Origin of the sequence: Streptomyces sp. NPDC093149, assembly GCF_044754145.1 — a bacterium.
GTDB lineage: Bacteria > Actinomycetota > Actinomycetes > Streptomycetales > Streptomycetaceae > Streptomyces.
In genome coordinates this window covers 12,068-37,335 of record NZ_JBIVON010000006.1, presented here as the reverse complement: position 1 = coordinate 37,335, position 25,268 = coordinate 12,068, and the positions used below count along the sequence as shown (strand labels likewise).

Annotated in this window: 19 protein-coding genes; 10 read left to right on the top strand and 9 right to left on the bottom strand. The window is 70.8% G+C overall.

Annotation, left to right across the window (positions count from 1 at the left end; all coding sequences use genetic code 11):
- The first annotated feature begins 9 nt into the window (after positions 1 to 9).
- Positions 10 to 486, top strand: coding sequence for a hypothetical protein (locus ACIQCZ_RS19375; RefSeq protein WP_402283621.1), 477 nt, complete (start codon positions 10 to 12; stop codon positions 484 to 486).
- Between the two features lie 54 nt (positions 487 to 540).
- Entirely contained in the window at positions 541 to 702 is a 162-nt protein-coding gene (locus tag ACIQCZ_RS19370) for a hypothetical protein (protein WP_402283619.1), read from the top strand.
- Between the two features lie 102 nt (positions 703 to 804).
- On the opposite strand, the gene ACIQCZ_RS19365 is transcribed toward ACIQCZ_RS19370, so the two are convergent.
- Complete coding sequence (locus ACIQCZ_RS19365) at positions 805 to 2,073, bottom strand: LCP family protein (RefSeq protein WP_402283617.1); 1,269 nt, start codon at positions 2,071 to 2,073, stop codon at positions 805 to 807.
- A gap of 119 nt (positions 2,074 to 2,192) precedes the next feature.
- Between ACIQCZ_RS19365 and ACIQCZ_RS19360 the strand changes: the two genes are divergently transcribed.
- Positions 2,193 to 2,744, top strand: a complete 552-nt coding sequence (locus ACIQCZ_RS19360; protein WP_351081008.1) for an acyl-CoA thioesterase — start codon at positions 2,193 to 2,195, stop codon at positions 2,742 to 2,744.
- Positions 2,745 to 2,804: 60 nt separating this feature from the next.
- On the opposite strand, the gene ACIQCZ_RS19355 is transcribed toward ACIQCZ_RS19360, so the two are convergent.
- Positions 2,805 to 4,169, bottom strand: a complete 1,365-nt coding sequence (locus tag ACIQCZ_RS19355; protein ID WP_402283616.1) for an LCP family protein — start codon at positions 4,167 to 4,169, stop codon at positions 2,805 to 2,807.
- 277 nt (positions 4,170 to 4,446) lie between these two features.
- Here ACIQCZ_RS19355 and ACIQCZ_RS19350 point away from each other — a divergent pair, with 277 nt between their 5' ends.
- On the top strand, positions 4,447 to 5,460 hold the full coding sequence (locus ACIQCZ_RS19350) for a glycosyltransferase family 2 protein (RefSeq protein WP_402283614.1): 1,014 nt from the start codon (positions 4,447 to 4,449) through the stop codon (positions 5,458 to 5,460).
- A 135-nt stretch (positions 5,461 to 5,595) separates the two neighbouring features.
- Here the strand turns inward: ACIQCZ_RS19350 and ACIQCZ_RS19345 are convergent, their stop codons facing one another.
- The 4 genes from ACIQCZ_RS19345 to ACIQCZ_RS19330 form a co-directional block, all read right to left on the bottom strand.
- Positions 5,596 to 7,272 carry an LCP family protein gene (locus tag ACIQCZ_RS19345; protein ID WP_402283612.1) on the bottom strand — a complete coding sequence of 559 codons (1,677 nt, stop codon included), beginning with the start codon at positions 7,270 to 7,272 and terminating at the stop codon, positions 5,596 to 5,598.
- A gap of 49 nt (positions 7,273 to 7,321) precedes the next feature.
- Positions 7,322 to 9,130: an LCP family protein gene (locus ACIQCZ_RS19340; protein ID WP_402283611.1), complete on the bottom strand. Its 1,809-nt coding sequence runs from the start codon at positions 9,128 to 9,130 to the stop codon at positions 7,322 to 7,324.
- A gap of 223 nt (positions 9,131 to 9,353) precedes the next feature.
- The gene (locus ACIQCZ_RS19335; RefSeq protein ID WP_402283610.1) at positions 9,354 to 10,595 is read right to left on the bottom strand and encodes an LCP family protein; all 1,242 of its coding nucleotides are present in this window, start codon (positions 10,593 to 10,595) and stop codon (positions 9,354 to 9,356) included.
- Between the two features lie 181 nt (positions 10,596 to 10,776).
- Positions 10,777 to 11,529 carry a TIGR03089 family protein gene (locus ACIQCZ_RS19330; RefSeq protein WP_402283608.1) on the bottom strand — a complete coding sequence of 251 codons (753 nt, stop codon included), beginning with the start codon at positions 11,527 to 11,529 and terminating at the stop codon, positions 10,777 to 10,779.
- 137 nt (positions 11,530 to 11,666) lie between these two features.
- Between ACIQCZ_RS19330 and ACIQCZ_RS19325 the strand changes: the two genes are divergently transcribed.
- The 3 genes from ACIQCZ_RS19325 to ACIQCZ_RS19315 all read left to right on the top strand — a co-directional run bounded on the left by ACIQCZ_RS19325 (position 11,667) and on the right by ACIQCZ_RS19315 (position 15,380).
- On the top strand, positions 11,667 to 13,007 hold the full coding sequence (locus ACIQCZ_RS19325) for a peptidoglycan recognition protein (protein ID WP_402283606.1): 1,341 nt from the start codon (positions 11,667 to 11,669) through the stop codon (positions 13,005 to 13,007).
- Between the two features lie 133 nt (positions 13,008 to 13,140).
- A complete protein-coding gene (locus tag ACIQCZ_RS19320; protein WP_402283604.1) occupies positions 13,141 to 14,232 on the top strand; it encodes a sugar phosphate nucleotidyltransferase in 1,092 nt (363 codons plus the stop codon).
- Between the two features lie 149 nt (positions 14,233 to 14,381).
- Positions 14,382 to 15,380: a DNA-3-methyladenine glycosylase family protein gene (locus ACIQCZ_RS19315; protein WP_402283602.1), complete on the top strand. Its 999-nt coding sequence runs from the start codon at positions 14,382 to 14,384 to the stop codon at positions 15,378 to 15,380.
- A gap of 33 nt (positions 15,381 to 15,413) precedes the next feature.
- On the opposite strand, the gene ACIQCZ_RS19310 is transcribed toward ACIQCZ_RS19315, so the two are convergent.
- From ACIQCZ_RS19310 to ACIQCZ_RS19300, 3 genes are all read right to left on the bottom strand, one after another.
- Positions 15,414 to 16,679: a coenzyme F420-0:L-glutamate ligase gene (locus ACIQCZ_RS19310; RefSeq protein ID WP_402284155.1), complete on the bottom strand. Its 1,266-nt coding sequence runs from the start codon at positions 16,677 to 16,679 to the stop codon at positions 15,414 to 15,416.
- A gap of 59 nt (positions 16,680 to 16,738) precedes the next feature.
- Positions 16,739 to 17,695 carry a 2-phospho-L-lactate transferase gene (cofD, locus tag ACIQCZ_RS19305; RefSeq protein WP_351081029.1) on the bottom strand — a complete coding sequence of 319 codons (957 nt, stop codon included), beginning with the start codon at positions 17,693 to 17,695 and terminating at the stop codon, positions 16,739 to 16,741.
- A 117-nt stretch (positions 17,696 to 17,812) separates the two neighbouring features.
- Positions 17,813 to 18,352 carry a cysteine dioxygenase gene (locus ACIQCZ_RS19300; RefSeq protein ID WP_402283601.1) on the bottom strand — a complete coding sequence of 180 codons (540 nt, stop codon included), beginning with the start codon at positions 18,350 to 18,352 and terminating at the stop codon, positions 17,813 to 17,815.
- 700 nt (positions 18,353 to 19,052) lie between these two features.
- Here ACIQCZ_RS19300 and ACIQCZ_RS19295 point away from each other — a divergent pair.
- The 3 genes from ACIQCZ_RS19295 to ACIQCZ_RS19285 all read left to right on the top strand — a co-directional run bounded on the left by ACIQCZ_RS19295 (position 19,053) and on the right by ACIQCZ_RS19285 (position 25,239).
- Positions 19,053 to 19,316, top strand: a complete 264-nt coding sequence (locus tag ACIQCZ_RS19295) for a WhiB family transcriptional regulator (protein ID WP_030927001.1) — start codon at positions 19,053 to 19,055, stop codon at positions 19,314 to 19,316.
- 476 nt (positions 19,317 to 19,792) lie between these two features.
- Entirely contained in the window at positions 19,793 to 23,710 is a 3,918-nt protein-coding gene (locus ACIQCZ_RS19290; RefSeq protein ID WP_402283599.1) for a glycosyltransferase, read from the top strand.
- Positions 23,707 to 25,239 (top strand): DUF5719 family protein, encoded by a 1,533-nt coding sequence (locus ACIQCZ_RS19285; RefSeq protein ID WP_402283597.1) that lies wholly within the window; start codon positions 23,707 to 23,709, stop codon positions 25,237 to 25,239. Before ACIQCZ_RS19290 ends, ACIQCZ_RS19285 begins: the two co-directional genes overlap by 4 nt.
- Positions 25,240 to 25,268: the final 29 nt, after the last annotated feature.

The following is a 25,268-nucleotide window of genomic DNA, read 5'->3' as shown; positions in this document are numbered from 1 at the left end:
TCCACGTTCATGACCGACATCGAGAGGCTCACCGACCTGTTCACCGTGCTCGGCGCCGACGACGCCGCGGGCTGGGCCGACTCCGAGGCCGAGGAGAACATTCCGCAGCTCGCCCGTTACCGGTTCCTGCGCATGGTCTGGCAGGACATCGACGGGTGGAGTGCCGCGGCCCCCGACTGGGTCGAGGCGTACCGGAAGGACGGGCTCGCCGGTGGCGCGGTCGAGCGGGCGCTGGCCCTCGGCCTGAGCCCCGGTGACCTGGGGGAGATAGCCCGCGAGGTGGCGAAGGAGACCGCGTTCGGTCTCCTCTACGGGCTGGCCGACCCGGCCGACGGCGACCTCCCGCCCGAGGTGGAGCGACAACTGCCCGGCTGGTGCCTGGCCGAGCTGTCGCCGCAGGGCGAGCCCACGGGGCGGATCCTGGACGCGCTGTACGAGGACCTGGACGAGACCGAGCCGCAGGGGCCCATGGGAGGCGTGGGATGACCGCGTTCGACGTGGGCGGGCGACGGAGCCGGGAGGGGCGGGCCGGCCGCCGGGGTGGGCGCGATCGGGCAGCTCGTCAACAGCCGGGGCCCGGCCGGGGTGGCCGCGGCCAAGCGGGAGTACGACATGCTGTGCACCGAACTCACAGCGGACGACGGCCGGTTGGCGCTCCCGCATGTGGCGCTGCTGGCCCGGGGGCGCAGGCCGGGAGAGTGACCGCGCGGACGGGCCGGGCTTCCCGGGACCGCCGGGCAGGAAACAGGGCTCGGACCGCGAACCGTCCGAGCCCTGATCGTTCCTGCCGCCTGCCGCCTGCGGTCAGTTGCCGGAGACGGTGACCTTCTCGTCGTTGTTGAGCTGCTCCACGAGCTGCTTCACCTTGGCCTTGTCCCAGACCAGATTGCCGCCGACGGAGCCCGAGATCGGCATGTTCATCGACGTGCCGTCGCCACCCGTGACGCCCTTCATGGCGAAGAACATCTGCCCCAGGGACCAGAGCGACATGTCCTTGTCCACGATCAGCGTGTCCAGGCCGGCGCTCATCGTCGGGTAGAACTTGAACGGGTTGAGGATCGTGGACGGCGTCGCCGTCTGGCTCGCCAGCGCCGCGAGGAACTTCTGCTGGTTCTTCGTACGGGCCAGGTCCGACTCGGCGAACGCGTACCGGGTGCGGACGAAGGCCAGCGACTGCTCGCCGTTCAGTGTCTGCTTGCCCGCCTTGAAGTCGGCGCCGGACTTCTTGTCCTTGAAACCCTTGGGGATGTCCAGCTCCACCCCGCCGATCGCGTCCACGATCTTGGCGAAGCCGCCGAAGCCGATCTCGACGTAGTGGTCGATGTGCAGCCCGGTGTTGAACTCGACGGTACGGACGAGGAGTTCGGGGCCGTCCTCGGCGTACGCGGCGTTCAGCTTGGTGAACCGGCCGCGGGCCGGGTAGAGCTTGCCGGACTCGGAGCCCTTGTACGAGGGGATCTCGACGTTCGAGTCACGGGGCAGGGAGACGAGCGTCGGCCCGTTCGACCCGTCGTGCAGGATCATCATCGAGTCGGTGCGCTTGCCCTCGGCGGAGCCGGTGTGCAGCCGCTTCTTGTCGTCGGCCGTCATGCCCGCGCGGCTGTCGGAGCCGACGATCAGGTAGTTGGTGCCGTCGCCGGCCTTCGGCCGCTCGATGACCTTGGAGAGGTCCACCTCGCGCTTGAGCTTGGAGTCGGCCCAGAAGTACGTGCCTATGGAGACCGCGAGCACCACGACGACCAGGGACAGCGTGCCTATCTTTATCCGGCGGCCCCAGTTCGGCGCAGGGCGCCCCTGCGTGTAACCGCCGCCGCCCTGGCCGCTGCCGTTGCCCCGGCCGCCGGCGTTGCCGCCGCCGTAGACCTGGCCCGTGTTGTACCCGCTGTCGTACTGCGGACCACCGTTGTCGTAGCCGCCCGGCTGCTGGGGGATCGGCCGCTGCCTCGGCGGGGCGGGGCGCCGCTGGATGTGCGGCATCGAGCGGGCGCCCTCGGGCCGCTCGCCGGCGCTGCCCTGCCCGTAGCGGTTGCCGCCGCGGTTGTCGTCGGACCATCCCTCGGGCCAATCGTTCATGCGGTCCAGTGTGCAGGCCGGGTGTGCCGGTATTACAGGGGGTGCGGGAAATCGCATCAGGGCTGTTGCGAAGCTGATGCATTGCCGCCGGACGGAAGCCCCCGCATAAGGTGGACGGTATGACAGATCAGGCCCCGCGCCCGGAGGGCGACATTCCAGGCAAGTCGACCGCCGCTTCCCGGACCACCCTCAGCCACATCATGACCGGCAGCGACACCAATCTGCTGGGTACGGTGCACGGTGGCGTGATCATGAAGCTGGTCGACGACGCGGCGGGTGCCGTGGCCGGCCGGCACTCCGGCGGACCCGCGGTGACGGCCTCGATGGACGAGATGGTCTTCCTGGAGCCGGTCCGCGTGGGTGACCTTGTTCACGTCCGCGCCCAGGTGAACTGGACCGGCCGCTCCTCGATGGAGGTCGGCGTCCGCGTCATGGCCGAGCGGTGGAACGAATCCACCCCCGCCCAGCAGGTCGGCAGCGCGTATCTGGTGTTCGCCGCGGTCGACGCGGACGGCAAGCCCCGCCCCGTACCGCAGGTGATACCGGAGACGGAGCGCGACAAGCGGCGCTACCAGGAGGCACAGATCCGGCGCACCCACCGTCTCGCCCGGCGCCGCGCGATCAAGGAACTGCGCGAGAAGCGCGTGGCGGACGGGATCGACGTCGACTGAGCACGGACTCGCCCACGGACTCGCCCACGGACACGAACGGTCAGGGGCGGTCGCGTACGGTCATGGGCACGCCACCTGGTCACCCGTGACCGTGCCGAACTCGCCCTGGCTCATCTCCTTGCCCCGTACCGTCCGCACCTTCTCGAAGTCCGCACCCGCCGTCACCTTCAGCATGGCGCCCTGCCCGTTCACCGCCCGCAGCTCGGCCCCGGGCAACGCGCCGGCCAGGGACTTCGCGGACCGGTCCCAGCGCGGGTCGTAGGTGATCAGGGTGCGCTTGAGATCACTCGGTTCGCCGTTCAGCGGGGCTCGCGTGGTGTCGAAGCCGGTGGCGTGCAGTGCGTCGTCGACCGTCTTGCCGAGCCCGTCCCTCGGGGTCCCGTTGTAGACCTGGACCCGGATCCGCTGCGGGGCGACTTCGACCTGCACGGACTTCGGCTGTCCGGAGCGGTCCGGGGCGAGCGGCCTGTCGTCGCGCAGTGCCTGGAAGAGCTTCTTCGACTTCGGCTCGTCCCATTTGACCGTGGAGCCGACGCCGTTGACCGGGAAGGCGACGTTCCCCAGCGGTACGGAGGTGAACTCGGACGAGGCGGGTGAGAAACCGCGCATCGCCTGGCCGAGCTCCAGCATCTGCTCCGTACCGAAGCCCTTGTCGGCCCGGACCGAGCGGAGCATCGTCGAGGCCACGTCCCGGAACTTCACCGGGTTCAGCAGCACACCGTTGCTGGTCACCTGTTTGATCAGTGAGGCGAGAAACTTCTGCTGGCGCTGCATCCGGCCCAGGTCGGCGGCCCCGTCGACGTGCCGGGAGCGGACGTACTGGAGTGCCTGCCCGCCGTTCAGCTCGTGGGTGCCCGCGGCGAGATCGAGACCGGTGTACGAGTCCTTCATCGGCCGGGCCATGCAGATCCGCACCCCGCCCAGGGTGTCCACCGTCTTCATGAAGCTGGTGAAGTCGACCTCCAGGTAGTGGTCGATCTTGATGCCCGTCATCTGTTCCACGGTCCGCACCGTCAGACCGGGTCCGCCCTCGGCGTACGCGGCGTTCAGCTTCAGCGGGTGGGCGGCGTGCGTCTCGCCGCTGTTGCGGTCCTTGTGCTCCGGGATCTCCGCGTAGCTGTCCCGCGGCAACGAGACGACGCTCGCGCGCTCCTTGTCCGCCGACAGATGCACCAGCATGACCGTGTCGGTGCAGTTGCAGGGCGCACCGCCCAACCGGTACTTCCGCTTCTCCTCCGCGGTGATCCGGTCGCGGCCGTCCGTGCCCACGAGCAGCAGATTCATGCCGTGACCGGCCCGGGGCCGGTTCTTCATGTCCTTGAACGGGTCGATCCGGTCGATCCCGCTCTCCAGGCTCGTCACCACCGCGTGGCCGATCCCTCCGGCACCGAGGACCAGCACGGAAATGCCGGTCACCACCCGCATGCCCCAGCGTGGCCGCTCGTCCTGCCTTCTGGACCTGCGCTGCGGCGGAACTCCGCGGCGGCGTGGCGAACGGGGGGAGGAGTGCGGCGTGGGCACGGGGGGAACCTCCGTGGTACAGGGGGGATCGTTCGCACAGTAGGCCCATATGATCTGCACTCCGCCGAGCGACCCGGCGGCGCGCGCCCGGGTCCCCCATTCGCGGTAACGTGGCGGCCGAATAACGCCGCCTTGTGGGGTGCGAACCCCCGGCGCTCCCGAGGACCACCCGAGGACCACCATGTCTGCCGCGCAGCTCCCCGCCGTCTCCGTGATCATGCCGGTGCTCAATGAGGAACGCCATCTCAGGAACTCCGTCCGGCACATCCTGGAGCAGGAGTACGCCGGTGAGATGGAGGTGGTGATCGCGCTGGGCCCCTCCACGGACCGTACGGACGAGATCGCCGCGGAACTGGTACGCGAGGACCCCCGCGTCCACACCGTCCCGAACCCGACCGGTCGCACCCCGGCCGCCCTCAACGCCGCGATCAAGGCCTCCCGGCATCCCATAGTCGTGCGGGTCGACGGCCACGGCATGCTCTCGCCGAACTACATCGCGACGGCCGTCCGCCTCCTGGAGGAGACCGGTGCGCAGAACGTCGGCGGCATCATGCACGCCGAGGGCGAGAACGCCTGGGAGGACGCCGTGGCCGCCGCCATGACGTCGAAGATCGGCGTCGGCAACGCGGCCTTCCACACCGGCGGCCAGGCGGGCCCGGCGGAGACCGTGTATCTCGGTGTCTTCCGCCGTGAGGCCCTGGAGAAGGCGGACGGCTACAACGTGGAGTTCATCCGCGCCCAGGACTGGGAGCTGAACTTCCGCATCCGCGAGGCGGGCGGACTGATCTGGTTCTCGCCCGAGCTGAAGGTGCAGTACCGGCCGCGCCCCTCCGTGCGGGCGCTCGCCAAGCAGTACAAGGACTACGGCCGCTGGCGGCACGTCGTCGCCCGCTACCACTCCGGCTCGATCAACCTGCGCTATCTGGCGCCGCCCACCGCCGTCTGTGCCATCGCGGCGGGCATCGTGGTCGGCGCGGCCGTCACCCCGTGGGCCTTCGTCGTCCCCGCCGGTTACGTCGCGGCGATCGTCGCCGGGTCCGTGCCGGCCGGCAAGGGTCTGTCGCTGAAGGCGCGGGCCCAGATCCCGGTGGCCCTCGCGACCATGCACATGTCGTGGGGGTACGGCTTCCTGACCAGCCCGCGCTCGCTGGCCAAGAAGGTCATCGCCAGCCGGCGTCCGGCCGTCACCGCGTGATCGTCGCTCGGGTTCCGGCCGTCACGGCATGACCGTGGTCCGGGGCCCGGCCGTCGCCGTACAGCCGTCGACAGGATGTGGGGGCCTTCCGAAGCGTCGGAAGGCCCCCCACCGTGCGTCGTGCCCGTTACGGCGCTACCAGCCGAAGCCCGGCTGGATGTCCATGCAGGCCCCCTCGTCGTCGCCATTGAGCGCCCGTGCGCTGTCCGGGGTCTTCTCCTCGGCGGAGGGCGCGTGGTAGTCCCCGTCGTCCCGCCAGTCGGCGCCCACGGTCAGCGTGATGCCCGAGACGGCGGTCGACTTCTTCACCGCGCTCAGCGGAATGCCCAGCGCCTTGGCGACCGCCTGGGCGTTGCCCTTCATGTCCACGCTGGGGTAGGACACCGTGGTCCGGACCGCCGACTCGGTGTTCTGCGCGTCGATCGAGCCCTGGGTGAAGCCCTTCTCGGCCAGCAGGTCCTTGACCGTCGTCGCACGGCCCTTGGCCGGGTACTCGGTCTCGGTACGGGTGCCGTTGCGGACGGTCACAGGGGTCTCGGCCGGGGTCGAGGTGGGCTTCTCGGCGACCGGGGCCTTCTTCTTGCGCTTGGACGCCCTGCCGTCGAGCGGGATGTCGTCGCGGACCATCTGGAAGAGCTGGTCGGCTTCGCCGGGCTTGGGGAGCACCCGCTCCTTCAGGTCGCCCGTCCCGTAGACGTTCGGCATCGTCGTCATGGTGATGCGCTTGGTGGGCGCCTTCTTGAGCTCCTCCGCGAGGTCGTAGAGCTTCTTGACCGTGTCGAGGCCCTTGTCGACCGTCAGCGCGTCCGTCGCCGCGTCGGCGAGACTCATCAGCTTGCCCGGGTCGGTGAGCTTGGTGCCCTTGCGCAGCTCACGGACCATCGAGTTCATGTACATGTGCTGGGCGTGGGTGCGGCCGAGGTCGGTGCCGTCCTCGAAGCCGTAGCGGGTCCGCAGCCACTGGAGGGCCTGCTTGCCCTTGATCTTCGTGGTGCCCTTCTCCAGCTTCAGCCCGGAGCCGTGGCCCTCGCTGGTGTGGGAGTAGACATTGCCCTTGACACAGACCGGGACGCCGCCGATCGCGTCCGCCATCGAGACCACACCGGAGAAGTCGATCATCATGAAGTGGTCGATGGTGATGCCGGTGAGCTCGTACCAGGTGGCCACGGAACATCCGGGACCGCCGCGGCCGAGCGTCTCGTTGGTCATCGCCAGACCGGTGGTCGCGGGGTAGACGCGCTTCGTCTCCGGGTCGGTGCACTTCGGGATCTTCAGCATGGTGTCGCGCGGCATGCTGATCACCGACATGTTGCTGCGGTCGGCTGAGAGGTGGAGCAGCATCTGCACGTCGGCCAGGGGCGGCGCCCCGAAGGTGTCCTTGGCCCCGCCGAGCTTCTGGTTCTCCTTGGAGTCCCGCGCGTCCGAGCCGATGAGCAGGATGTTCAGCGGGGTCTGACCGGCGGCGTTGGCCTTGTGGTCGGCCATCTTCTTGTCGCCGAGGGTCAGATCCGCCTTCTTGATATTGCTGTTGAGGTGCTCGTAGTAGAGGTATCCGGCCCCCGCGCCGCCGATTATGAGCAGCGCGGTCACCGACGCGACCCAGCGCAGCGCCCGGCGTTTGCCCTTCTTGCCGCGCCTCTTGCGGCCGTCGCGCCGGTGACCGTCGTCCGCCGCGCCGGGCTGTCGGCCGTCGTCGGCGGAGTCCGGGGACTTCGCCGACGCGTCCTCGTAGAGCCCGTCGTCCCAGCCGAGTTGACCGGCGTGCCGGACGCGTGGTCGCGTCTCCTCTCCGGGTGTACCGCTCCGTCCCACCAGGACCCCCCTGCTGCTCAGACTCGTGGTTTGGCGCAGTGACCCGATGTCACTTGGCGCACTCTGCCTTGTCGGCGTTTGCTTGCTGAATGTCGGCCGGCACCTTGGCCGGCCCGGTGATGGGAGTGCCCGCGCCCTTGAAGTCGTCGCCCAGCGTCAGCACCATCGCCTGGAGCCCTTCGGCGTCCGTGGTGCCCTGCTTCATGGCCGAGCCGGGCAGGCCCATCATGGCGGCCAGCGCGCGGGCCTGGTCCGCCTGGTTCGGCGCGTACTCCAGCGTCGTCTTCGTGGCCTTCGCCGGGGCGTTGGCCTTGTTGGTCGACTTGAGCACACCCTGCTCGTTCTGGAGCCAGGTGACGGTCGCCTGTGCGGCGCCGGGCACCTTGCCGCCGTTGTACACATCGACGCGTACGTCGCCTGCGGCCGCCTTCGAGCCCTTGAGGAGCGCGTCCTGCTTGCTCTTCGCGGCCTTCTTCTTCGACTTCACCTCGGTCAGCGAGGTGTCGTCGCGCATCATGGCGAACAGCTGGTCGGACTTGGCCGGGTTCAGCACGACGGTGACCGGTGTCTTCTCGGCCGGATTGTCGAGCACCGGCACCGTGGCGAAGGTGATGTTCTTGGTGTTGACCTTGCTGAGCTCCTGAGCCAGCGCGGCCAGCTTCTTCCCCGTGCCGATGCCGGTGTCGACGGTGAGTGCCTTGGTCGCCGCGTCCGCCAGCTTGTAGAGCTTGGTCGGGCTGGTCAGGGTGGAGTCGGACTGCATCTGCCGGATCATCGAGGCGATGAACTGCTGCTGGACCTTGATCCGGTCCAGGTCGCCATGGTTGCCGAAGCTGTGCCGGGTCCGTACGAACGCCAGGGCGTCCTCGCCCTGGACGCGATGCTCACCGGCCGGCAGGTCCAGGTGCGAGTCCGGGTCCTTGACCGGCTTGGCCAGGCAGATCTCGACCCCGCCGACCGCCGTGGACAGCTCCTTCACCGCGTTGAAGTCGACCATCATGAAGTGGTCGACCTTCAGGCCGGTGATCTCCCTGACCGTCTCCATGGTGCAGCCGGCGTTACGGCCCTCCTGGCCGAGGCTCTGGTTGAAGCGGACGTTCGACGTACCCGGGACGAGCTTCTCCGTGCCGTCGTCCTGCTTGACGGTGCAGTCCGGGATGTTGGTGATCAGGTCGCGGGGGATGCTCAGCGCCGTCGCGTTGGTGCGGTCCTCGGAGACGTGGAAGAGGATGTTGGTGTCGGCGTGGCCCACGCTGCCCTTGTCGCCGTAGCCCTCGTTGCCCTTGCCGGTGCGCTTGTCGGTGCCGATGATCAGGATGTTGATCGGGGCGTCGTTGTCGAAGACGTTCTTGTTGCCGGCCCCGCCCACGTCGACCGTGTTCAGGTTGCCGTTGAAGTGCTGGTACAGCGCGTACCCGCCCACCGACAGGCCGACGAGCACGAAGGCCATCGTGCCACCCGTCCACAGCAGCGCCTTCTTGCGGCGGGCCTTGGGGGCCTTGCGGCTGCGGCGGCCCGCCGGCTCGCCGTGACCGGAACGCTCCTGGCCGCGCGGGCCGTTGGCCGAACGGCGGCCACGCTGTCCCGGCACCTCGCCGCGCGGACCCGACCCCTGCCCGTCACGGGCCGGACCCCGGCGCTCACCGCCGCTGTCACGCGTCGTGGTTCTGCGCTCGCCGTCACCGTCTCGGACCGGTTCTCTGCGACGGGGGATACGCGGGGTGGACGGCTGGGAAGTGCCGGCCGAATCCCCTCCGGAATTATTCAGTCGCAGTTCGTAATCGCCGGTGTGCGGGTTGAGGACCCACTGGTCTGCGGGGTCGAATTCATCCGCCCGCCCACGGCTTTGCGCATCCACGGTTGCTTGAGTCCTCCGTCGGTGCCACGCGAGGCGCCTCCCCCGTTCAGGCGCTCGATCTTTCGCTCCGGAAGTGCGCGGCCCGAAGGCCGGAAGCACCGGATCGCGTCACACTATCGGCCCAGTTCTACGTCGAGCGACGAGCGTGACAAATTCCACGGTCCTTACAACTGGTCATTCTGCTCATTGCACCCCGATCACCGGCTTCTGCTTGGGAATTGCTTTACTGCTTGCACAGGTCGGCAGCCGCGTTGTTGCCCGAATAGGTCGGTGTGGGGTTCGGGCCCGCGGCGTCCGGCGCATCGGTCGCGGCATTGCTCTTCCCGGTGTTCTTCCCGTCGTCGTTCTTGAGGCGGTCCGCCGGGACCACCGTGACCGGGGCGTCCTCGCGCAGCCGCTTGAAAAGCCGGTTCGCATCGGGCTGGACGAGTTCGTCCCGGTTCGGGTCGGCGGCGTACGGCTGCCGGGGCACGGTCAGGAACTGCACCTTGTCGGTCGGTACGTCGCGCAGGCCGCGCACCAGGTCGTACAGGTCCTTGAGGCTGTCCAGCCCGGGATCCGTGGTCAGCGACTTGGTGGCGGCGTCCAGCACCGGGTACAGCCTGGTCGGATTGAGCAGGACACCATTGCTCTGCACCTTGTTCACCAGCGCGCCCAGGAACTGCTGCTGGCGGTCCATGCGTTCGGTGTCGCTGCCGTTGCCGATCGACTTGCGGGCCCGTACGTAGCCCAGGGCCTCCTCGCCGTCGAGCTTCTGGCGTCCGGCGGGGAGCTTGAGGTGGGCGTCGGGGTCGTCCACCGGCTTCTTGAGGCAGACCTCGACACCGCCCACGGCGTCGACCATGTCCTTGAAACCGTTGAAGTCGACGACCATCTGGTGGTCGATCCGGATGCCGGTCAACTTCTCGACCGTACGGATCGTGCACGCGGTGCCGCCGAACTCGAAGGCCCAGTTGAACTGGGCGAATTGCTTCTTCGTGGCCGTACCGTCCGCCTTGTGGCAGGCCGGGATCCACACCATCAGGTCGCGCGGCAGGGACATCGCGGTGGCGCTCTTCCGGTCCGCGGCCAGGTGCAGCAGGATCGTGGTGTCCGAGCGCTGGCTGCCGCCGTCGTCGCGACCGTACTCGCGGTTGTCACCGGCCCGGCTGTCGGAGCCGATGAGCAGGATGTTCTCCGCGTCGTGCACCACGGTGGCGGGCCGCTCCCGCTCGTACGTCTTGAGTTCGGCGGCCGCCGAGGTGTCGGTCCTGATGTTGCCGTCGAGCTTCCGGTACAGCCACCAGCCGCCGCCCGCCGCGACCAGGACCACGAGCGAGACGCCGAGCGCGGTCCAGCGCAGCCAGTGGTGCCGGTGCCCGGCGGGGGTCTCGGGAGAGACACCGGAGTCGTCCCCCGCCTGCGACGGGCCCTCGCCCGTGGCCGAGTCGTCGGAGTTCTCCGGCGGGCCGGCGCTTTCGCTCACGTCTGCGTCCATCCTTCACGTTCGGCGGCGCGCTGGGCCGCCGGTCGCAGGAGTAGACGGCTGAACCTCACGCTTGGTTGTGTCCCGAGTGGTCTGTACCGCCGATCATGTACCGGAGTTGAGGCACAGCCCTGAGGACTCGACCCGCTATGGGCCGGACGAGTGGTCCTCAGGGCGCTTGTCATACCGCGGTGTTGGTGACCCGTTCACTCTCGACGCGCTTCGCCAGACCGTCCTCACCCAACTGCTCCAGGTGCCGGCACAGGACCACGGACCCCCCGGCGGCCAGTGGCGCGAACAGCCCCGAGCTCAGGCCCTCCCAGGTGTCGTACGCGCGCCCCGTCAGCAGCCGCGATCCTGCGGTCAGCCCGAGACCGGCCGCGTCCTCGTGGGCCCGCGCCACCAGTTCCGCCGCCGTCAGCTCGACCCCGCCCACCGCCAGCGCCGGAGCGGTCGGGTCCACCGGTGCGAACGGGGCGAACCGGTCGCCCTGGCTCGGCACCTCGACCGCGTAGTCCGCGAAGCCCTCGGGCGTCTGCGGGAACCTGCCGCCCAGCGGGCGCAGCGCCAGGGCGACCCGCTCGCCGCGGCAGGCGCGCGCGGCCTCCAGCGTGTCGGGGCCGCTGACGACGAGATCGGCGCCGGCCGGGTCGCCCTGCACATCGGCGACCACACCGACCGAGGAACACGCCAGCAGCCAGACCGCGGACTGCCAGTGCGCGGGCAGCAGCAGGGCCAGCCGGTCGCCGGGTTCCGCGGCGAGGTCGCCCTGCAGGAGATTGGCGGTCTTGGCCACCCAATTGGCGAAGGTGGCCACCGACAGTTCGACGCGTTCTCCGGTGGCGTCGTCGTAGAAAGTGACCAAGGGGCGGGCCGGGTCCGCGGCGAGCGCGGAACGCAGCAGGTCGGCGGGGGTGCGGTCGGTGGCGTTCATCCGCGCAAGGGTACGCGGCGGCGCCGGGCCGGGCGGGATCGACGGGCACCGGGTACACCGGTTCGGCAGACGGCCCGTCAATTGTGCCGGGACATCCCGGTAGCAGGACTTGTAGGAATGTGCCCAGGATCGTTCGTATGCGTTCCTTCCTTGCATCCTCGATCGGTGTCACTTGCGCGGCGGTACTCGTACTGCCGTCGGCCGCGCCCGCGAGCGCCGCCCCGGACACCTTCACCGCCCCCGCCGGGTCCGCCGAGCCCTCCGACGCCGCGGGCTCGACGCAGTCCCTGCCGTTGTCGCCCCTGCCGGCACCGTTCGACGAATCCACCGGCGACCCCACCAGGACCACCGCGGCCGCCGAACAGGGGCTGCTCGAACGTGACGTCCGCTCCTTCTCCCTGGTCGGCGTCGTCTGGGACGACCCGGACACCGAACTCCACGGCACCGTCCAGGTCCGAACCCGAGCCCTCGGCACCACTCGCTGGTCCGGCTGGCAGGACCTGGAGACGCACAACGCCGAGCACGGCGCCGACCCCGGGACCACCGAGCGCGAATCCGGCACCGTCCGCGGCTCCACCGCTCCGCTCTGGGTCGGAGACTCGGACGGCGTCTCGGTCCGCGTACGCCCGGCGGCGCCCGATCCGCAGGACCGGACCGAATCCGCCGTACCGCTGCCCACCGGTCTGCGCCTCGAACTCGTCGACCCCGGCAAGGACCCGCAGCAGGACCCCGCGGCGGGTCCCGAGTCCTCCGGCGACGACGAGGACGGTCGCACCACAGTGCTCGACGGCCGCGTGCTCCCCGCCCTGAGCAAGGCGGAGTCCGAGGCACTCGCCGAGGCGGAGGCCGGGCTCGCCCCCGGCGCCCAGCCGTACATCGGACCCCGGCCGCGCATCATCACCCGCAAGGGCTGGGGCGCCGACGAGAAGCTCAGGGAGCGCGCCTTCGTCTACACCAAGACCGTCAAGGCCGCGTTCATCCACCACAGCGCCACGGGCAACAACTACACGTGCGCCCAGGCACCCGCCGTCCTGCGCGGCATCTACCGCTACCACGTCGAGAGCAGCGGCTGGCGGGACATCGGCTACAACTTCGCCGTCGACAAGTGCGGAAACATCTACGAGGGACGCGCGGGCGGCGTGACGAAGCCCGTCCTGGGAGCTCACACGCTCGGCTTCAACGCCAACAGCACGGGCATCGCAGTGCTCGGCACCTTCACCGGGTCGAACCCGTCGGCCTCCGCGGTGAACGCCATCGCGAAGCTCACCGCCTGGAAACTCGGCCTGTCCGGAGCCGACCCGAGCGGCAGGACGACGCTCGTCTCGGGTGGCGGGAACAAGTTCAAGAAGGGCACCAAGGCCACACTCAACGTCATCTCCGGCCATCGGGACGGCTTCGCAACCGAATGCCCCGGAGCGCGTCTCTACAAGAAGCTCGGCTCGACCAGGACCAGTTCCGCCCGTCTGCAGGGCCGCTGACCGGACGACCGCGAAAGACCACCGCGGGCCGCTGCGGGCCGCTGACCGGGGACGGCCGAACCGTAGCGAACCGGACTGCATACACTGGCCAGCCGAAACCGGCCGGGCCCCACCAGGAAGCAGAGTCAGCGCTGTGACAGAGGCAAGAGAAGCGATCCTCCTGGTCGGCGGCAAGGGAACGCGGCTGCGCCCGCTCACGGTCCACACCCCCAAGCCCATGGTTCCGGCGGCGGGCGTCCCGTTCCTCACCCACCAGTTGGCGCGGGCCCGAGCCGCCGGGGTCGAGCACATCGTGCTCGCGACCTCGTACCTGGCGGAGGTCTTCGAACCGTACTTCGGGGACGGTTCGTCGCTGGGTCTGCACATCGAGTACGTCACCGAACGCGAACCGCTCGGCACCGGCGGAGCGATACGCAACGTCGCCTCCCGGCTCACCTCGGGGCCCGACGAACCGGTGCTCATCTTCAACGGCGACATCCTCACGGGCCTCGACATCCAGGCGCTGGTCGCCTCGCACACCGCCTCCGGGGCGGATGTCTCCCTCCACCTCACCCGGGTCGAGGACCCGCGCGCCTTCGGTCTCGTACCGACGGACGCCGACGGCAGGGTCACCGCGTTCCTGGAGAAGCCCGAGACGCCCGAGGAGATCGTCACCGACCAGATCAACGCGGGGGCGTACATCTTCCGACGCCGGATCATCGACGCCATCCCGGCCGGCCGGCCGGTCTCCGTCGAGCGCGAGACCTTCCCCGGACTGCTGGCCTCCGGCGCACACCTCCAAGGCATGGTCGACTCCACGTACTGGCTGGACCTCGGCACCCCGCAGGCCTTCGTGCGCGGCTCCGCCGACCTGGTCCTGGGCCACGTCCCGTCCCCGGCCGTCCCCGGCCGCTGCGGCGAGCGGCTCGTCCTGCCGACGGCCTCCGTGGCGGCCGACGCCAAGCTCAGCGGCGGTACGGTCATCGGCGAGGGCGCCCTGATCGGCGCGGGGGCCCGGATCGACGGTTCGGCGGTACTGGCCGGGGCGGTCGTCGAACCGGGGGCCGTGATCACGGACTCGCTGGTCGGAGCCGGTGCCAGGATCGGCAGCCGTACGGTGATGGAGGGCGCGGTCATCGGGGACGGGGCCCGGATCGGCGCCGACAACGAACTCCGCGACGGCATCCGTGTCTGGTGCGGGGCGGTCCTGCCGGACGCGGCGGTGCGCTTCTCGTCCGACGAGTAGCACGGCGGAACGGTCCGGCACACCGCCGCGCACCCGCCCGTGCGCGTACGGTCCCCTCCGGGAGAAGCCGTTACGGCCCGGTGCGCACGATGGAGAGCGGACCAGGCCGTTACCCTCGACAGGCACCCCTGACGACCGAGGACCTCACCGTGGCAGGACGATTCGCACCACGCAGCGCCTCTCGCGCTGCCGTCCCGCGCCAGGCGGCGGCTCCGGCGACGGACGCGCTGACCCGCGACTGGACCCCGCCCGGCCCGCTCGACCTGCGTCTGGTCCTCGGGCCACTGCGTCGAGGCCCCGCCGACCCCACGTTCCGGATGACGCGGGACGGCGCGGTCTGGCGGGCCTGCCGCACCCCCGCCGGCCCCGGCACCCTCCGCGTCACGGCCCGGGGCGGCCGGATCGAGGCGACGGCCTGGGGACCGGGCGCGTCCTGGCTGCTGGACCAGCTGCCCATGCTGCTCGGCGCCACGGACGACCCGGACGCCTTCCGCCCGCGCCACCGGCTGCTCGCCCTGACCCGGCACAGCCGCCCCGGCCTGCGCCTGCTGCGCACCGGGCTGGTCATGGAGTCCCTGATCCCGTCGATCCTCGAACAGAAGGTGACCACGGACGAGGCGTACCGGGCCTGGCGCCACCTGGTCCGTGGGCACGGCAGCCCGGCGCCCGGCCCCACGGACGACGCCGCGTTCACCGCTCTCGGCCTGCATGTCATGCCGGACGCCCGCACCTGGTCGCTGATCCCGTCCTGGGAATGGCACCGCGCGGGCGTCGACTCCAAACGCTCGGCCACGATCCTGCGCGCGGTACGGGTGGCCCGTCGTCTGGAGGAGGCGTCGGCCATGGAACTCCCTCAGGCCATGGCCCGCCTGGAACTGATCCCCGGCATCGGTCCCTGGACCTCGGCCGAGACCCTGCAGCGGTCGAACGGCGCGGCCGACGCGGTCACGGTCGGCGATCTCCACCTCCCCGGCATCGTCGGCCACGCGCTGGCGGACAACCGGAACGCCGACGACGAGGAGATGCTGGCCCTGCTCGCCCCCTACGCGGGCCAGCGCCACCGGGCGACCCGACTCATCCTGCTCTCGGGCCGCGTCCCGCCCCGCCGGGCCCCACGCATGACCCGCGGCGACATCGCCCGCCTGTGACGGGGAGAGACGCCCCCCGCCCGCGCCCCCGCCTCACCGCACCGTGACGAACCCCTCCGGGTCCCGCCCCGCCCGCGGGACAGGTGCGCCTGCCGGACGCCCCACCGCGACCGCCCCCAGCGGATCCCAGGACTCCGGCAGCTGCAGCACCTCGCGCACCACCTCGCGGCAGAACATGGTCGACGACACCCACGCCGAGCCGAGCCGCTCGCCCGCCAGCGCCACCAGGAAGTTCTGGATGCCGGCCCCCGCGGCGACGACGAACATCTCGCGCTCCGCGGTGTCCCGCCGCGTGTCCCCGTACGTGTGGGAGCCGTCCATCACCAGGCACGGCACCACCAGATACGGCGCCCGGCGCAGCACATCGCCCCGTCGCACCCGCTTCGTGACCGACTCCTCGCTCCGGCCGTCCCGGCGCAGATCCGCGATCCACGCCTCCCGCATCGCGTCGAGCAGCCGGGTCCGTGCCTCCTCGGACTTCAGCAGGACGAACCGCCACGGCGTCGTGTGATGCGGCGCGGGCGCCGTCACCGCCGCGGCCACGGCCCGCCGCACCGCCCCCGGATCCACCGGTTCGTCGGTGAACTCGCGCACCGTCCGCCGCTGGGTCACCGCTTCCCGCACCGCCTCCGACGTGCCGAGCCGGAACATGTCGTCGGCCGCGACCCGCACCATCGCGCGGGCCCCGCCCGACGAATCCGTCGGGTCCACGACATGGCCGAGGCCCCGGACCACGGCGACGGGCAGTCCCGAGGCCTTGCCCTTGACCAGGTCGCCTGCCGAGGCCAGCTCATCGGCGGTGGCGACCACCGTCGCGCTGAGCGGATTGCCGTACGCGTCCGTACCGCCGCGCAGATCGTCCAGCACCAGGACCCCGGCCGCGCCGATCGCGACATCGGTCAGCCCGTTGCGCCACGGGCGCCCGAAGGTGTCCGTGACGACGACCCCGACCTCGACGCCCAGGGTGTCCCGCAGCCCGTCCCGGATCGCGCGCGCCGATGCGTCCGGGTCCTCGGGCAGCAACAGCACTGTTCCGGCGGGGGTGTTCGAGGCGTCGACACCGGCGGCGGCCATGACCAGACCCTGCCGGTTCTCGACGATCCGGAGCGTGCCGCGCCGCGCCACCACCCGTACCGTCTCGGCGTCGATCGCCGCCTCCCGGTCGGTGGCTTCGACGATCCGGCCCTCCGCCTTGGAGACGATCTTCGAAGTGACCAGCAGGACGTCGCCGTCGGCCAGCCCCGGTTCGGTCGCGGCGATCAGCTTCGCCAGGTCGTCCCCGGCCCGCACCTCGGGCATCCCGGGCAGTGCCCAGACGCGGTAGGAAGGTGCCGGGGCGGAACCGGAGGACTCGGTGCTCACGCCCGTACCTCCTCGGCCAGCGCCAGCGCGCGCCGGGCCATCTCCGCCGTCGCGTCGACATCCGTCATCATCAGCGGCACCGCCCGGCAGCGGATGCCGGCGGCCTCCACCTCGTCGACGGCCCCGGCGTCCACGGTGTCGACCAGCCACCCGTCGAGCAGCCCGGAGCCGTAGTGCCGGGCCACGGCCGACGCCGTCGACTCGACGCCCACGGCGGCGAGCACCTTGTCCGCCATGCCGCGCACGGGCGCGTCCCCGACGATGGGGGAGAGGCCGACGACCGGGACCCCGGCCTCGGCGATCGCCTCCCGGATCCCGGGCACGGCCAGGATGGTCCCGACCGACACGACGGGGTTGGACGGCGGGAAGAGGATGACGTCGGCCTCGGCGACGGCCTCCAGCACGCCGGGCGCCGGCTTGGCCTGCTCGGCACCGACCGGCACGATCGCCTGCGCCTCGACCGAGGCGCGCAGCTTCACCCAGTACTCCTGGAAGTGGATCGCCCTGCGCTCGCCGTCGATGTCGACCGCGACATGGGTCTCGACCCGGTCGTCGGACATCGGCAGCAGCCGGACTCCCGGCTTCCAACGCGCGCACAGCGCCTCGGTGACGGCGCTCAGCGGATAGCCCGCGCCCAGCATCTGGGTGCGGACGATGTGCGTCGCGAAGTCACGGTCGCCGAGCCCGAACCATTCGGGTCCCACCCCGTACGCGGCGAGCTCGGCCTTGACCTGGAAGCTCTCGTCCGTACGCCCCCAGCCCTGCTCCTCGTTGATGCCACCGCCGAGGGTGTACATCACGGTGTCGAGGTCGGGGCACACCTTCAGCCCGAACAGATGGATGTCGTCACCGGTGTTGCCGATGACCGTGATGTCCGCGTCGGGGGCGGCCTGCTTGAGGCCACGCAGGAAACGAGCACCACCGATACCGCCGGCCAGAACCACAATGCGCATGCCCAACAGTCTGTCAGGCGGAGCCTGGTCCTTGTGGGGGTGGTGGTGGGCGACGGGTGGGACTGTCAGGCGGAGCCTGGTCCTTGTGGGGGTGGTGGCGGGCGACGGGTGGGACTGTCAGGCGAGTACGGCATCCGCGGCGGTCGGGGCGCATTGCGCTGCGTGCATCGGCATTTCGGTCAGGCCCGGGTAGTAGATGTGCAGACTGATGGCCGGTTCGAGGGAGTCGTTGACCACTTCGTGCACATAGCCGGGTGCGAAGACGCGCTGGGCGCCGGGCTCCAGCGTCCGCGTGCCGCGTTCGGTGTGCTCGGTCAACCGGCCTTCCAGGACGGTCAGTACACCGGAGGACGGGCCGTGGTCATGACGGCCGGTGCCCTGGCCGGGGACCCAGCTGAGCAGCCAGATCTCGTATCCGGGCGGGGTCTCCCCCGCCTGAGCGGAGCCGAGAGTTCGGGGAACGGCGCGCAGCCGGTGGTACCAGCGGGTGGTGGCGTCGTAGCGGACGAGCGGCGCCCATTGCGCGCGGTCGGCGGCGATGGTGCGGGCGAGTCCGACGAACTCGGCCACGGTGGTGGGGTGCTCGCGGGCCGGCTGGAGGAGGTGCTGGACCTCAAGGATGTCGCCGGCGATCTGAAGGTCGCTGTCGCTGTTCATGGAAGCGGTGGTTCCTCGGCATGGGGGGTGCATGTGCGGGGTGTCGCGGAGACCGGAGAGCCGGGGAAACGCAGAGAGAAAGGTCTAGGGAGACGCTCTGCGAGGGGCTCGGCGGAGAGGAGCTGGATCAGAGCCGGTGCCCTGGGGCATCAACAGCTGTGACAGCTGGAACAGCAACAGCGAGTCAGGACAGCGCTGCGGAACCCACGGATGTGGGTGGCGTACATCGCTGCGGTCGCTGGCATGCAGTCAAGGAGACCGGCTCGATCCTTCGCTGTCAACTTGATGCCCGATTTGGGGGTAATGTTTCACCTCATCCGGTTACTGAACCGAGGGAAAGGTTTGTGCGGTCGGCGAGGCGGAGATGTGGCGCATCAGCCGCGCCCGTAAACGTCATTGGTGCCCCGTGACCTGACTGTGATCTCGGTCGCTTCGGTGATCGAATCGAAACATGAAGACGGTCCCGGTCGTCTCACTCGGTGAGAGAAGGGGGCACGGTGGGACGCATGGCATATGTCAGGTTTTTGGTGATTTGCACACTTTCCGCATACCCTTGGTTCCGCAGAGTGAATACCGGGGCCAATAGCAGATCTTCGCTTGACTGGCCTGGAGCTACACACTTGTAATTTCACTCGTGTCGTTCGGCCGCAATCAGTAACGGCTGCATCACGGGGACGCAAGAGACAGACGAGGGGCGCACATGACCGAGCTGTTCCAGCAACTGCTGGTCGAGGACGCGGACGAGGAACTCGGCTGGCAGGAGCGCGCACTGTGCGCCCAGACCGATCCCGAGTCCTTCTTCCCCGAGAAGGGCGGATCCACCCGCGAGGCCAAGAAGGTCTGTCTCGCCTGTGAAGTCCGGTCCGAATGCCTTGAGTACGCCCTTTCCAATGACGAGCGGTTCGGAATCTGGGGTGGCCTTTCCGAGCGTGAACGGCGCCGCCTGAAGAAGGCCGCTGTCTGACCGCGAACAGCTCGACGGCGGGCCGCCGCGACCGCGAACCGGCATGACAGGCGGAACACCGCGACAGGCGGAACACCACGACCGTGAACCGCCATGACCGTGAACCACCGCGACCGTGAACCGCCGTGACAGCGGAACAGCGGGACACGTGAATGCAGAACAACAGAACAAGGGAGGGTCCGGACCGCGCACCGGATCTTCACGACCCACTCGCCGGACGCGCGTGAGAACGCGTACCGGATCACTGACCGACCATGGCCCGCCGCCTGCACCCCGCCCGCGGACGACGGGCCATAGCCGTGCCCGCCGCCCCTCGTCGTCGCCCCCGTTCAACCGCTCGGCGCCGTCGTGGCTGTCCGTACCGTTAGTGTGGGGCTCCGTCCGAGACGCGCCAACGCCCCGACGGAGCGCGCGTGTACACCGATGCAGCCCCCGGGGGGACGCCCCCCGGACCCGGCCGGAGGGCCCGTACCTCGATGTCCGTGCACAGCCAACCGACGGCGCCGTACGCGGCCGCCGCCGCCCCAGAGTTCCCCCGGCATGTCGTCACCGCCGTGCTCGTCTCCCATGACGGCGCACGCTGGCTGCCCGACGCGCTCGCGGGACTGCTCGGGCAGGAACGCCCCGTACAGAACGTCGTCGCCGCCGACACCGGCAGCGCCGACGATTCCGCGCAGCTGGTCACCGAGGCGCTCGGCGCCGAACGGGTCCTGCACCTCGCGCGCCGTACGAGCTTCGGCACTGCCGTCGACGAGGCGACCCGCACGGCCGGCGTCCTCACCCCCGAGGACCTGCCGTACCTCAAGCGCCCCAGCAGCTGGGACCCCGTCAGCAGGACCTGGCGCGACGACGCGTACGACCTGCCCGAACTGCCGCACGGCGAACCCGTGCAGTGGCTCTGGCTGCTCCACGACGACTGCGCACCGGAGCCCGACGCCCTCGCCGAACTGCTGCGCGTCGTCGACACCGACCCGCACGCCGGGATCGTCGGGCCCAAACTCCGTGGCTGGTACGACCGCAAGCAACTGCTCGAAGTCGGCGTCTCCATCGCCAACAGCGGTCGCCGCTGGACCGGACTCGACCGGCGTGAGCAGGACCAGGGCCAGCACGACCAGGTCCGCACCGTGCTCTCCGTCTCCACCGCGGGCATGCTGATCCGCCGTGACATCTGGGAAGAACTCGGCGGGTTCGACCGCAGGCTTCCGCTGATGCGCGACGACGTCGACCTGTGCTGGCGCGCCCACACCGCGGGGCACCGGGTGCTCGTCGCCCCCGACGCCGTCCTCAGGCACGCCGAGGCGTCCGCCCGGGAGCGTCGCCCCATCGACTGCGCGGGCCGCTCGGTCGCCTCCCCGCACCGCGTCGACAAGGCCGGTGCCGTCTACACGATGCTGGCCAACGCACGCGCCAAGGTGCTGCCCTGGGTGCTGCTCCGGCTCGTCGTCGGTACGCTGCTGCGCACCCTCGCCTATCTCGTCGGCAAGGTGCCCGGCCAGGCCGTCGACGAGGTTGCCGGGCTCTTCGGCACGCTGCTCCGCCCCGGACGGATCCTCTCGGCCCGGCGCGATCGCGGCAAGGGCGCGGTCGACCAGGCCGAACTGCGCGGACTCTTCCCGCCGCCCGGTGCCACCGTCCGCGCCACCGTCGAGCAGGTCGCCGGAAACCTCGGCAGCGGTTCCGACGCAGACTCGGGCGGCTCCCGGCACGGCGCCGTGGAGTCCGGTCCCGGCGGTGACGACGCCGACTTCCTGGAGGTCGAGCAGTTCGCGCGGCTGAAGCGGATCGGGCGCAAGCCGGGCCCGGTGCTCTTCGCCGTGCTGCTGCTCGGGTCGCTCGTCGCCTGTCGCGGCCTGCTCGGCGGCGGTGCGCTCGCGGGCGGTGCGCTGCTGCCGGCCCCCGCGGACGTCTCCGACCTGTGGGGCAAGTACGCGGACGGCTGGCACACGATCGGCACGGGCGGCACCCAGACCGCGCCGCCCTACCTGGCCGTGATCTCCGCGCTGTCCGCGCTGTTCCTCGGATCGACCGGCTTCGCACTCACACTGCTGCTGGTCTGCTCGGTCCCGCTCGCCGGACTCACCGCGTACTTCGTCTCCCGGCCGCTGCTCGAATCGAGGCTGCTGCGGGCCTGGGCGAGCGTCGCGTACGCCTTCCTGCCCGCAGCGACCGGCGCCCTGGCGACGGGCCGTCTCGGCACCGCCGTACTGGCCGTCCTGCTGCCGCTGATCGCCCGTGCCGCAGTCTCCGCGCACGGTATGCGCGCCGACGGCGACGCCCGCGGCAGCTGGCGCGCCACCTGGGCGTACACCCTGCTCCTCACCTTCACGATGGCCTTCACCCCCATCGTCTGGCCGCTCGCCGTGGTCCTCGGCATCGGCGTGCTCGCACTGCGCCGCGACGACATCGCCGCGTACGGGCTCCGCTTCCTCGCGACGGTCGGCACGCCGATGCTGGTTCTCGCGCCGTGGTCGCTCTCGCTCCTCACCAGCCCGTCCGCGTTCCTGAAGGAGGCGGGCCTGGACATCGGTTCGGGCACGGCCTCCGCCCTCGACCTGCTCGGCATCAGCCCCGGCGGCCCCAAGGCCGCGGGTGGCGTGCTGCTGCTCGGCATCGTGTTCGCCGCGCTGGCCGCGCTGCTGCGCGGGGAGCGGCAGTTCGCGGTACGCACCGCGTGGGCCGTCGCGCTGGTGGGGCTGGTCTTCGCCGCTCTCGCCAACGGCTCGGGCTGGGCGGGCCCCGCCACCCTCGTCTACGGCATCGCACTGATCGCGGCCGCGCTGGTCGGCGCGGACGGCGCCCGGGTGCGTGTGGCCGAGCTCAGCTTCGGCTGGCGCCAGCCCGTCGCCGCGCTGATCGCCGTCGCCGCGGGCCTCGCCCCGGTGCTGGCCGCCGCGGGCTGGATGATCGGTGGCGCCGCGGGCCCGCTGGAGCGCCGCGACCCGGTGCAGGTGCCCGCTTTCGTCGCGGAGGAGAGCACCACGCGCGACCAGCCGCGCACCCTGGTCCTCGGCGGCACCTCGCCCGCCAGCGTGTCGTACACCCTGGTCCGTGGCTCCGGTGCGCGGCTCGGCGACGCCGAACTGGCCGAGGCGGGCGGCAGCAACAGCCACCTCGACAAGGTCGTCGCCAATCTGGTCGCGGGCTCCGGTGCCGACCAGGGCAGCCAGCTCAGCGGCTTCGCGATCCGTTATGTATTGGTGCGGGACGGCGCTCCGAAGGAGATGAGCCGGGTCCTCGACGCCACCCCGGGTCTCAGCCGGCTCAGTCAGCTGGACGGCAGTGCCCTGTGGCGGGTCGACCGGCAGGTCGCCCGGATCATGATCGTCCCCTCCGGTACCGACGGCGAACAGCTGCCCGTCGGTTCCCTCCCCGTCGAGGCGCACGCCAAGATCCCGGCAGGCGGCTCCGGCCGGGTCCTGCGGATCGCCGACGCCGCCGACCCCGGCTGGGAGGCGACGCTCGACGGACGGGCCCTGACCCGCAAGACCGTCGACGGCTGGGCCCAGGGCTTCGAGCTTCCCACCGAGGGCGGCACGCTGGACCTCACTTACAACGCCCCGTTCACCCACACCGCCTGGGTCTGGGCCCAGACCGCGCTGGCCGTGGTCCTGCTGGTCCTCGCCCTGCCGGGCCGCCGTAGGGAGATCGACGACGACCTGCCGGAGGAGACCATGACGGTTCCGGCGGAGTCGTTCGCGGGTGAGGGGCGCCGGGCGCGCAGGCTCCGGGCGGCCGCCCAGGCCGAGGCCGAGGCCGCGCGGGAACCGGCCGGGGACGGACATGCCGAGGAGCCACCCGGGACGGCGGGGGAGTACGTCCCGGCGGAGCAGGCGGGTGAGCACATTCCCGCGCAGCAGACGGCCGAGCCGCAGCCGCCGCGGACCGACGGTCAGGACGCGTACGCCTCACAGTCCGACGGTCAGGACGCGTACGCCACGCAGTCCGACGGTCAGGACGCGTACGCCGCGCAGCCCGACGGCCAGGACGCGTACGCCGCGCAGCCCGACAGCGGCCAGTACGCGGCGGTGCCGCAGCAGCAGTACGGCGAATGGGACGCGCAGCAGTACCAGGGCGGCGACTACCAGCAGTACCAGGGCGGACAGCAGTACCAGGACGGCCAGTACGGCACGCATCAGGACCACTCGGCGACCGCCGACCCGTACCAGCAGCAGGCCTACGACCTGTACGGCTACGCACAACAGCAGCACCAGCAGTCGTACGACCCGCAGGCCCCGTACGTCGCGCAGGACCAGCAGTACGATCCGCAGGCCCCGTACGACCCCCAGGCCCATTACGGCGGGCAGAGCCAGTACGACCCGCAGAACCCCGACGGGAACGCCCCGGGCCAGCACCCGTGGCCGACCGGTAACGCATCGCGAGGCGAGTCCGAGTGAAGTCCACCAGCCTGTCCCTCATCGCGGGCGTCGTCGCCCTCGCCGCCGTCACCGGATTCGCCGCGGCCACCGCGCCGGGCGACGGGGGCACGACGGAGGCGAAGACCGCCACGCGACTGCCCGTCGAACGGTCCAGCCTGCTCTGCCCCGCGCCCGGCCTCTCGGACCTCGCGGAGACGACGTACACGTCCTTCACCCCGGCGGGCGGCGGTGGCGGTGGTGGTGAAGCCGGTACGGCCGAACTGAAGCAGTCCACGTCCGCCACGGCCGAGGACGCCACGGGCAAGGGCGGGAGCAAGAACAAGAAGGACAAGAAGACGGCGGATGCCGGAAAGCCGGTCGTCTCCCTCAAGGAACCCGGCAAACCCGCCACCGCCGACGCGTCCGGTGCCGACACCCCCGCGCTGGTCGGTACCGCCACCGGCCGTCTGGCCCCCGGCTGGACCGCGCAGCAGACCACCACCGTCGAGGCGGGCAGCGGCCGCGGTCTGCTCGGTGTCAGCTGCACCGGGCCCGACACCGACTTCTGGTTCCCGGCCGCGAGCACCGCGAAGTCCCGCGAGGACTACGTCCACCTCACCAACCCCGACGACACCGCGGCCGTCGCCGACATCGAGCTGTACGGCCCGGACGGCAGTCTCAAGTCCGACGTGGGCGAGGGCATCACCGTGCCCGCCCGGTCCAGCGTCCCGGTCCTGATCTCCACACTGACCAGCGAGGTGGCCGAGGACGTGACCGTCCACGTCACCACCCGTACCGGACGCGTCGGCGCGGTCATCCGGACCGCGGACGACGAGACCGGCAGCGACTGGCTGGCCGCCTCCGCCGACCCGTCGGGCACCCTGGTGCTCCCCGGCATCCCCGCGGACGCCACCTCGGTCCGCCTGGTGGTCTTCGCGCCCAGCGACGCCGACGCCGATCTGAACGTGAAACTGCTCGGCAAGAACGGCGCGATCTCCCCGGTCGGGCACGAGGACCTCCACGTCAAGTCGAGGATGACCGCGAGCATCGACCTGAAGGACATCACCAAGGGCGAGCCCGGCTCCCTGCTGCTGACCCCGGCCCGGAGCAACAAGAGCACCCCGGTGGTGGCCGCACTGCGCGTGGTCCGCGGCAAGGGCTCCGGGCAGGAGGTCGGCTACATCCCGGCGACCGCCCCGGTGGGTGCCCAGGCGACCGTGGCCGACAACCGCGCCAAGGGGTCCACGCTCTCACTCACCGCACCGGACGCCACCGCCACCGTGAAGGTCACCGCCTCCGCGGGCAGCGAGGGCGGCGAGCAGGTCGTCAAGACGTACACGGTCAAGGGCCGTACGACGCTCGCGGTCACCCCGCCCGTACCGTCCGGGCTCAAGGGCGGCTACGCGCTGACGGTCCGGACGGAGTCGGGCGGCCCGGTGTACGCCGCGCGCACACTGAGCATTCCGCTGAACGGCGTCCAGATGTTCACCGTGCAGACCCTGCCGGACGACGGAGGAACGGTGGAGGTGCCCGCGGCCGTCCAGGACCTGGCCGTCCTGGACGACTGAGCGGACGGTCCCGGTGGAACCGGCCGTCC

Bases quoted from the DNA above. Each gene is read 5' to 3' on its own strand.
- ACIQCZ_RS19375 (WP_402283621.1), top strand. From the start codon at position 10: ATGACCGACATCGAGAGGCTCACCGACCTGTTCACCGTGCTCGGCGCC.
- ACIQCZ_RS19365 (WP_402283617.1), bottom strand. From the start codon at position 2,073: ATGAACGATTGGCCCGAGGGATGGTCCGACGACAACCGCGGCGGCAAC.
- ACIQCZ_RS19360 (WP_351081008.1), top strand. From the start codon at position 2,193: ATGACAGATCAGGCCCCGCGCCCGGAGGGCGACATTCCAGGCAAGTCG.
- ACIQCZ_RS19355 (WP_402283616.1), bottom strand. From the start codon at position 4,169: ATGCGGGTGGTGACCGGCATTTCCGTGCTGGTCCTCGGTGCCGGAGGG.
- ACIQCZ_RS19350 (WP_402283614.1), top strand. From the start codon at position 4,447: ATGTCTGCCGCGCAGCTCCCCGCCGTCTCCGTGATCATGCCGGTGCTC.
- ACIQCZ_RS19330 (WP_402283608.1), bottom strand. From the start codon at position 11,529: ATGAACGCCACCGACCGCACCCCCGCCGACCTGCTGCGTTCCGCGCTC.
- ACIQCZ_RS19325 (WP_402283606.1), top strand. From the start codon at position 11,667: ATGCGTTCCTTCCTTGCATCCTCGATCGGTGTCACTTGCGCGGCGGTA.
- ACIQCZ_RS19310 (WP_402284155.1), bottom strand. From the start codon at position 16,679: ATGCCCGAGGTGCGGGCCGGGGACGACCTGGCGAAGCTGATCGCCGCG.
- cofD (WP_351081029.1), bottom strand. From the start codon at position 17,695: ATGCGCATTGTGGTTCTGGCCGGCGGTATCGGTGGTGCTCGTTTCCTG.
- ACIQCZ_RS19300 (WP_402283601.1), bottom strand. From the start codon at position 18,352: ATGAACAGCGACAGCGACCTTCAGATCGCCGGCGACATCCTTGAGGTC.
- ACIQCZ_RS19295 (WP_030927001.1), top strand. From the start codon at position 19,053: ATGACCGAGCTGTTCCAGCAACTGCTGGTCGAGGACGCGGACGAGGAA.
- ACIQCZ_RS19290 (WP_402283599.1), top strand. From the start codon at position 19,793: ATGTCCGTGCACAGCCAACCGACGGCGCCGTACGCGGCCGCCGCCGCC.